The organism is Pseudovibrio sp. Alg231-02, from assembly GCF_900143565.1.
Lineage (GTDB): Bacteria > Pseudomonadota > Alphaproteobacteria > Rhizobiales > Stappiaceae > Pseudovibrio.
In genome coordinates this window covers 839,789-847,155 of the sequence record NZ_FREX01000002.1, presented here as the reverse complement: position 1 = coordinate 847,155, position 7,367 = coordinate 839,789, and the positions used below count along the sequence as shown (strand labels likewise).

Annotated in this window: 9 protein-coding genes; 3 read left to right on the top strand and 6 right to left on the bottom strand. The window is 49.7% G+C overall.

Annotated features, from left to right (window positions below):
• Positions 1-1,073 precede the first annotated feature (1,073 nt).
• Both DHN43_RS09525 and DHN43_RS27395 read right to left on the bottom strand, forming a co-directional pair.
• Positions 1,074-1,343 (bottom strand): hypothetical protein, encoded by a 270-nt coding sequence (locus DHN43_RS09525; protein ID WP_063289404.1) that lies wholly within the window; start codon positions 1,341-1,343, stop codon positions 1,074-1,076.
• Between the two features lie 305 nt (positions 1,344-1,648).
• Positions 1,649-1,816, bottom strand: a complete 168-nt coding sequence (locus DHN43_RS27395; protein WP_244306687.1) for a hypothetical protein — start codon at positions 1,814-1,816, stop codon at positions 1,649-1,651.
• Here DHN43_RS27395 and DHN43_RS09520 point away from each other — a divergent pair.
• The 3 genes from DHN43_RS09520 (at position 1,752) to DHN43_RS09510 (ending at position 3,546) form a co-directional block, all read left to right on the top strand.
• Positions 1,752-2,111 (top strand): DUF2147 domain-containing protein, encoded by a 360-nt coding sequence (locus DHN43_RS09520; RefSeq protein WP_244306685.1) that lies wholly within the window; start codon positions 1,752-1,754, stop codon positions 2,109-2,111. The genes DHN43_RS27395 and DHN43_RS09520 overlap by 65 nt on opposite strands.
• A 100-nt stretch (positions 2,112-2,211) precedes the next feature.
• Positions 2,212-2,652: a DUF2147 domain-containing protein gene (locus DHN43_RS09515; protein ID WP_108818407.1), complete on the top strand. Its 441-nt coding sequence runs from the start codon at positions 2,212-2,214 to the stop codon at positions 2,650-2,652.
• 258 nt (positions 2,653-2,910) lie between these two features.
• Positions 2,911-3,546 (top strand): TetR/AcrR family transcriptional regulator, encoded by a 636-nt coding sequence (locus DHN43_RS09510; RefSeq protein WP_208995091.1) that lies wholly within the window; start codon positions 2,911-2,913, stop codon positions 3,544-3,546.
• An 86-nt stretch (positions 3,547-3,632) separates the two neighbouring features.
• On the opposite strand, the gene DHN43_RS09505 is transcribed toward DHN43_RS09510, so the two are convergent.
• The 4 genes from DHN43_RS09505 to DHN43_RS09490 all read right to left on the bottom strand — a co-directional run bounded on the left by DHN43_RS09505 (position 3,633) and on the right by DHN43_RS09490 (position 7,251).
• Entirely contained in the window at positions 3,633-4,175 is a 543-nt protein-coding gene (locus DHN43_RS09505) for a TlpA family protein disulfide reductase (RefSeq protein ID WP_208980809.1), read from the bottom strand.
• 206 nt (positions 4,176-4,381) lie between these two features.
• Positions 4,382-5,095, bottom strand: a complete 714-nt coding sequence (locus DHN43_RS09500; protein ID WP_108818406.1) for a glutathione S-transferase N-terminal domain-containing protein — start codon at positions 5,093-5,095, stop codon at positions 4,382-4,384.
• Positions 5,096-5,220: 125 nt separating this feature from the next.
• Positions 5,221-5,673: a GNAT family N-acetyltransferase gene (locus tag DHN43_RS09495; RefSeq protein WP_108818405.1), complete on the bottom strand. Its 453-nt coding sequence runs from the start codon at positions 5,671-5,673 to the stop codon at positions 5,221-5,223.
• Between the two features lie 18 nt (positions 5,674-5,691).
• Positions 5,692-7,251: an ArnT family glycosyltransferase gene (locus DHN43_RS09490; RefSeq protein WP_108818465.1), complete on the bottom strand. Its 1,560-nt coding sequence runs from the start codon at positions 7,249-7,251 to the stop codon at positions 5,692-5,694.
• Between the last annotated feature and the right edge of the window lie 116 nt (positions 7,252-7,367).

Genomic DNA, 7,367 nt, shown 5'->3' with positions numbered 1-7,367 from the left:
GTGTTACAACCGTGAGCCGTGAGCCGTGAGCCGTGAGCCGTGAGCCGTGAGCCGTGAGCCGTGAGCCGTGAGCCGTGAGCCGTGAGCCGTGAGCCGTGAGCCCAAAAGCCAAACCAACACACAAAGCGCAACAACAAAAAACCACAACACCAGATTTGAGACGTTTTGCGTTTTTTTGCGTTCAAACCCGCAATGTTACGTTGCTATGTAAAACCAGCAGGTCAAACGGCGAAGCAAGGCTACAAAAGACCTCGCACCTAGTCAGTCCAAAGAAGCAACTAAGAGCAAGGTTCAGCAGCAAACTTATTCCCCATCTGCTAACATCTATTCCCGCTCCAGAAAAACATATCCCCGTACTCAGTACGACAACATCGGCATCGGCATCGGCATCGGCATCGGCATCGGCATCGGCATCGGACAAACCGTAAAGCCGTCACCTTAAATCAAGTCAGCAAACATTTAACTCAGCACACCCAGACCCAAGAGAACGCTCAATTCAACCCGGCACCGCACCCATCACAACAAGAAGGTTCCGTTTTAGCCCGATACTGTACGCACCACGACAAAAGCGCGTTCGCATCAGCCCTGCACTTCACCGCAAATACTCCTGTCCAACATGCGACAAGCACAAACGACATTAGCACCCGAAGCAAACGGCCAAACTCAAACCACCTCAAGCCTTCAAATCAAACCAACTCCAAATATCAACCCAATCTCGGCAACCAAATCACCGCCAACAAAGACTCAAGGGGAACATTACAGGAATGGACCAAGATCAAAACAAGCCTCACTATCAAAACCAACACAGACAACCCGACTATCGGTAAAATCCGAGTTCTTTGATAATCGAATAATGAATTTGTTAAGCGCCTTGTGCACCGCTGCGAACATCGCAAAACCAACGCGGAAAGCGGGTTCTTGACTTTAGATGTGGGAGACGCTCAAACGTTGTCTTTTCAAAAAAACAGCTCTCGCTCAAACGAGTCTCCCCGGCTCTATCTTGGGAGAAGGTTCCCAAAGCCTCGGATCATAAGCTTGCCGCATACCAATCGCGACAAGCTGTAGAATTCATATCAGTGTACAGAAAGCCAGTCTCTAGCCGCGCGTTGTGCCTCAGCAATCTCCATATTCGACATTTCCTGAGATACCTCACGACGATATCTTACTGCCTGCGTACTACCTCGCATCGCTGCAAGGTTAAACCACTTATGGGCTTCGATCAGATCGCAAGCACCGGCTTTTCCAGATGCCGCATCCAGACCACGCCGTAACAGAGACTCTACTTCGCATAGGTTTTGCTTCACATGCCGATGAATTACGCCATCAAACTGCAACACAGTCATTAAATCTCTCTCCTAAAACACAGTGAACTCGTGTGGATTTGCTCGTAATTTTTCATGAGATAAGAGGAAGCCAACGCCTCCCCGAAATCTAATTGACGTCGCGTACTATTAGATTTTGACACTCTAAAAAGGCGGTTAAAAACCATGATTGAAACGAAAAAAGCTGCTCTAAAATCAAAAATTACGCAGTTCTGACACGCTGTAAACCAAGGGATATCGCACTGATTGAATTGATAGGTTGTGCGAATCGAATTCAAAGAGAGCTTGTCCAGTCCTCTGATTGATTGCCTTGCACATTCCCAGCTTTACGATAAGGTAAAGCCATTATTAGCAAGCTTCAGTGTTTTGGGAGGAACCATGAAAGCACCCTTATTGAAATCATCCTTGGCAGCGATACTTTCAATTGGCTTGGCCACATCAGCCCTTGCCTCTGATGCAACCGGCACCTGGCTGAGGGCAAACGGAACCGCCAAGATTAAGATCTCCCAGTGCGGGGGGAATCTTTGCGGCAACATTGTTTGGTTAAAAAAACCACGTAAGGATACTGAGAACCCGGATCCCAAGCTCCGCGATCGGTCCTTAATTGGCTCAAGAACCATTCTGGGTATGAAACCCAGCGGAAAAAACAGCTGGAAGGGCAAGGTTTACAATGCGGAAGATGGCAAAACATACTCCGGCAAAATGGAACTGGTTTCCAGCGACAAGTTGAAACTTGAGGGTTGCGTACTGATCTTCTGTAAAGGCGACACCTGGACCCGTACAAAGTAAATTTACCTTAAGCCCAGAGGCAACAAGCCGAAACTGGCCTGTTATGATAGCTAATCACCTGCTCCTGAGATTGAGCAGGTGATCAAGCAAGCAGGTTGGAATGATCCGTTCTGGTTTCATCTTTGGCTTTATTTTTCTCTCAACTTCATTGGGGACAGCAGCCAAAGGTTCTGATCTGCACGGTTTGTGGCAGACAACCAAGGGTGCAATTATCAGTATCTCACAATGTGGTTCGACCATGTGTGGGCAGCTTCAGTCCTTCAAACCACCCGACGGTAAACGTCAGCAAGATATTCTGGACCTCCGAAATCACTATACGACCAAACGAAAGCGCAAAGTCTTTGGATTAAAGGTGCTCTGGAATATAAAGGCAGCTGGAGAAAATAAATGGCACGCAGAAGGTTATGATCCTCGGCGTGGATACGAAATTGCTATCAATATTCACTTGTTGCCCAGTGGCCTTCTAAAAATGACAGGCTGCAAAAAGATCTTCCTGAGTTTTTGTGAAAATGTGATCTGGCAACGCCCTAAACTCAAATAATAAAATCAATCCTGCTGCTTGCCGCCCCTTGCGATGAAACATCTTAAAGAGCTGCCTATTAGGACACCCCCAACAAATTGAAACATATCTCGCTGCATTCTTTTCCGGATCATTTTCGGCTTTATGCTAAGGACAACAGCTCAGGCACTCTGAATACTCGCTTCGAAGGCCAAATTGAACTCGAAGACACTCAGGAAGACGCACAACAATTACCGCAGTTTGCTAAGGTTGAAATGCTAAGGATGAGTCTGTGGTTTTATGATCAGCAACAAAAATCCCGACGACTTAATTCCGCCTCTCAGGTTGGAACAGGTGTTCAAAGTAGCTTTCCAGCTTCTTTTGGAAAAAGGTCGACAAGCTGCAAGCATCGACGCAGTTGCTGAAGCAGCACAGATTGCCCCTGACTTATTGCGCCAAAGATTTGAGGGGGAACGGGATCTCATCGCCCCGGCTATGCGCTGGTACTTCATGCGATTTAGCCAGCAAGTTAGCTCAAGCTCCGCGATGTACGCTGATATTTATTCCTGCATGTACCTGATGCTGACTGATTTTGCAGAGCTATGCGAGGAGCAAAACCGTACCGAAGGTAGCCTTTACTGGTCCACCATTGGAGAGATTGGTCGGCTTGATCCGGAGCTGGGTCAAGAGTACCTCGCATTGCGTTTCCAATGGGCAGCCGAGATCCGGCGGCGCCTGGTAAAGTTTGAAAGCGATCTGCAAGCACCAGAGGACATAGACCATCTGGTGCATTATTTTATGATGGCTTTTGAAGGGATCATCCAGATGGTCAAGTTCGAAACTCCACTGGATCAAATTTTCCCCGCAATCGACATCATCATGGAAGCTCTTTCAACTCGTATGAAAAAGAGCCCAAACTTGCCCGGGCTTAAGTAGTCCGGCAAGAGGGCTCTTATGTATCAAAGGATAATCAATTTTCCCTGGGTTCCAAGTTCTAAACTGCAGAAACCCGGAAAATAGACTTAGTTACCAGAGGCGATCGTACCTTTGCCTTGAAGGTGACCAATAAAGGTCTCTTTGATCTGTGGGGCATCCCACTCAAGAGATCCCGGAATTCCGCCAAGCACATCCCCGTTTTCATCGATAAAGAGCGTGTAAGGCATCGCCGCAACCTGAAATGCGGTTCCAACTGCTTGCATGTCAACGGCTTGATAGCTGGTAAAGCGCTCCAGTTCCAAACGATCTTGAAGGAAACTTTGGATGCGGCCATACGGAACATCTTCCAATGCTACAACAACAAATTGACCATCCAGACCTTGCGCCTTCAACTCATCTTCAAACCGTTCCATTGCTGGAAGTTCAACACGGCAGTTCGGGCACCATGTTGCCCAGAAGTGCAAAATAGCAGGTCCTTTGGTGAAAGCATCGCGCAGTGTTTTAGTACCTGCCTCGTCTTTCACTTCAAGACTATACTTAGGGTCTTCAAAAGAAGCGGCTGAGACAGGCGAGGCAAACGCCCAAACAGCCAGAATAAGAGAGGTCAGGAAGAATTTATGAGCCCGCATAGTTCCAAGGTCCATTCGCAAGTGATTTCAATTTATCATTCTGCGTGAGCCTAGGTTTGAGAGACCTCCGGTTCAAATCAACTTAAAGTGCCGGTGACGTGATGAATAAATGGCCTAAAAAGGGATCGAAGGCGGAAATCTCCTCTGCAGATACCCCTAAGGCATATACGTCGAACAGCTCTGGAAGAGACTGCTATGTCGTCAGGCTATGATCCACGTTGATTAAACAGCACTGATTGTGCCTGCTTGTCCTCTGCAATATTTGAGGGTTTAGCTTCTGTGTCACCCACATTTAACCCTCTGACAACTGCAGAGCGAGCCAACAAACGTTCGCGCCAAGCCTTTACATGCGGAAACTCTTCCAAATCCATTCCCTGCCGTTCCCAGCGATGAGACCAGCCGAATATTGCCATATCTGCGATCGTATATTCCCCGGCAGCAACATAAGCCCGATCAGCAAGCCGTTTATTAAGCACACCATACAGCCGATGTGTCTCGTTAAAATAACGGGTCATGGCATACTCAATTTTTTCGGGTGCATAGACGCGGAAATGATGGTTCTGCCCAAGCATGGGGCCAAACCCGCCCATTTGCCACATCAACCATTCTTCCGTTTCAACACGAGCACGTTCTTCTGATGGATAAAACTGCTCAAACTTCCGCCCTAGATACTGCATGATAGCACCTGACTCAAAAATCGAAATCGGCTCACCACCCGGTCCTTCAGGATCAACAATCGCAGGCATCCGATTGTTTGGCGCTATTTTGAGAAAGTCTGGCTCAAACTGCTCACCACGCCCAATGTTCACCAGCTTCAAGTCGTAGGGAACATCAAGTTCCTCAAGCATGATGGAAATCTTCCAACCATTCGGTGTTGGCCAATAATAAAGCTCAATGGGTTTGGTCTGCGATACGGCCATTTGATCACCTGTAAGAAAACACTTGAAATGGGCGGATAAAGGAAAGTTTCATCCCCCCGGTTCGGGGATGCAGATATTTCGAGAAGCTTGCGGCGAAAACATCCGGCTTTCATGCCAGTTAACGCTTAGAAAATAAGCTTGAAGCCTTCATGCGTCGGCACAAATCCGTTGCTGGTATAAAAGCGATGGGCGCCACTGCGTTCTTTATTTGAGGTCAACTGCACCATACAGCAGCCTTTATCACGTGCCAACTTGACCGCGTGGGCAAGCATCTCCTGCCCGATCCCCTGGCCACGCATGTCAGCGCGAGTATGCATACTCTCAATTTGACCACGCGGTTTGCCGTTGAAGGCAAGACCCTTCACGTAAGTCAGCTGAAAAGTCGCAACCGCCTCACCCGTATCTGTCTCACCCACATAGATATCGGTATTAAGGCATTGCTGGATCGCGTGAAACGCTGGCTTATATGTGTCGGTCTCCCCGTTTTCCAGATGAACACGCTGGGAGGAAGCTCCTCCATTCATCATCTGCACTACAGCCTCAATGTCTTCGTCTTTGGCAACACGTATCTTCAGCATCAAAACACCCAATATGAGTTAGCGGCAAATTTCAGAATCGCGATCAATCTTCGCGACGCCGAATGTGGTTTTACGGAAGTTATCCTTCTTCCACAAATGAGGCCAACTCACATCTATCTGATTTGAATGTAAAGTATTTCGGTTTGCGGGTGCTTTGCCAGGTGCGAAACCACTGCTGGTCAAGGCTGCCTGCATGCCGCGTTGTGCGCCGTTGTCTCCCATATCCCAGACAACGAAGCAGTCTTGTCGTTGCTGGGTGCTCGGTTGGAAACTTTGGATGATGTGCCGGGCATCTGGCAGGGTAACGCGCAGGTTTCCCCCGGTGTATTCATCCAGTGAGACAATCGTCGCTTGCGCAGCTTCCGGGAATTGCGCCTTGAGCTGCTCCCCTAGCTCCTCGTAGGGCTTCATATGCCGGCAGTAGCCACCGCACATCTTCTTGTCTGGAGCGAGGAAGCCGGAGATGCGGATGCCAAGCACCACAAGAACAAGCAGGGCCAGCACGCTGCTGTAGATCTTCACCGACCTTGGCGAGTAGCGCCTCTGGGAAATGAGGGTAAACATCACGATGGGCAGCAAGAGCAGCACTGGATGCATGTGCCGTTCCTTGATGTATTGCGCCCCACTGGCCAACACGCCCACAAACGCCAGAGCCAGAGAAACAAGCAATGCCCGTTGAAGCAACCTGCCAACCTGCTGCACATCTGGATCAGTCCCCCCTGCTTTTGCGCCGCGAAACAGCGCCGGGAAAAACAGCAGCAGCACCAGTGGTAAAAACGGGACGGAGAACCCGAGCACACTCACCAGCAGTCGCAGCTCACCTGTCACAACGCGGGCAAAACCCGCCCCCTGCTCTCCCTCACGCATTACAGTCAACGCGGAACCAACAAGGGCCTGTTCGCCAGTCATGACCCAGTACAGATAGGGCGAATACACCGCAGCCGCGATCACACCAGCAACGACCAACATCGGAAGCCGCACCTGCTTGCGCCAATGCCCATCACTGAGCGCTGCCAGAAAAACAGCAGCCGGCACCAGCACGTAAGAGTGCTTGGAAAGCATTCCAAACCCAACTGCGAGCCCCAAACACACAGCCGCAGTCACCGTCTTCTCCCTCAAAAGCCAGAGGAAGCAGTAAACCGTTGCCGCAGAAGCCGCCATCAGCACAGCAGTATGCGTCACCCCCTCATGCAGGTTGAAGCCAATCTGATAGAGCGCCACATAGGAAAACACGGCAAGCGCCGCCAGCTTTGCATTGGGAATGGCCTGCCGCGCAACGCCATAAAGAAACAGCGCAAAACACAGCACCAGCGCATACTTGAGAACCAGAAAGCTCCAGATCGTCGGCCCAAAGACCTTCTGAACCCCATAAAGCATCCACTCATAAAGCGGAGGCTGACGCACTTGGTAGCCAAGCTTCAACTCCTGCACAAACACGTTCTCAAACATGTCATCCGTGCTGAGTGTGGGGGAGAAATAGCCACGTAGAACCAGATGCAGCAGCAAATACCCTGCAACCAGAACAAAGACGCCTGCGGGACGCCACCAAAATCGGGTTGAAACTGTCTCTTCCGGCATCACTGCATCCCCATCAGAGGCTTGGACCGAAAGCTTAAGTCGGAGAGACACCAGCAGATATAAGAAGGGCCACATCCCAGCGGTTCAGCTGGTGGATGTGGCCCTCAAAGCACAAA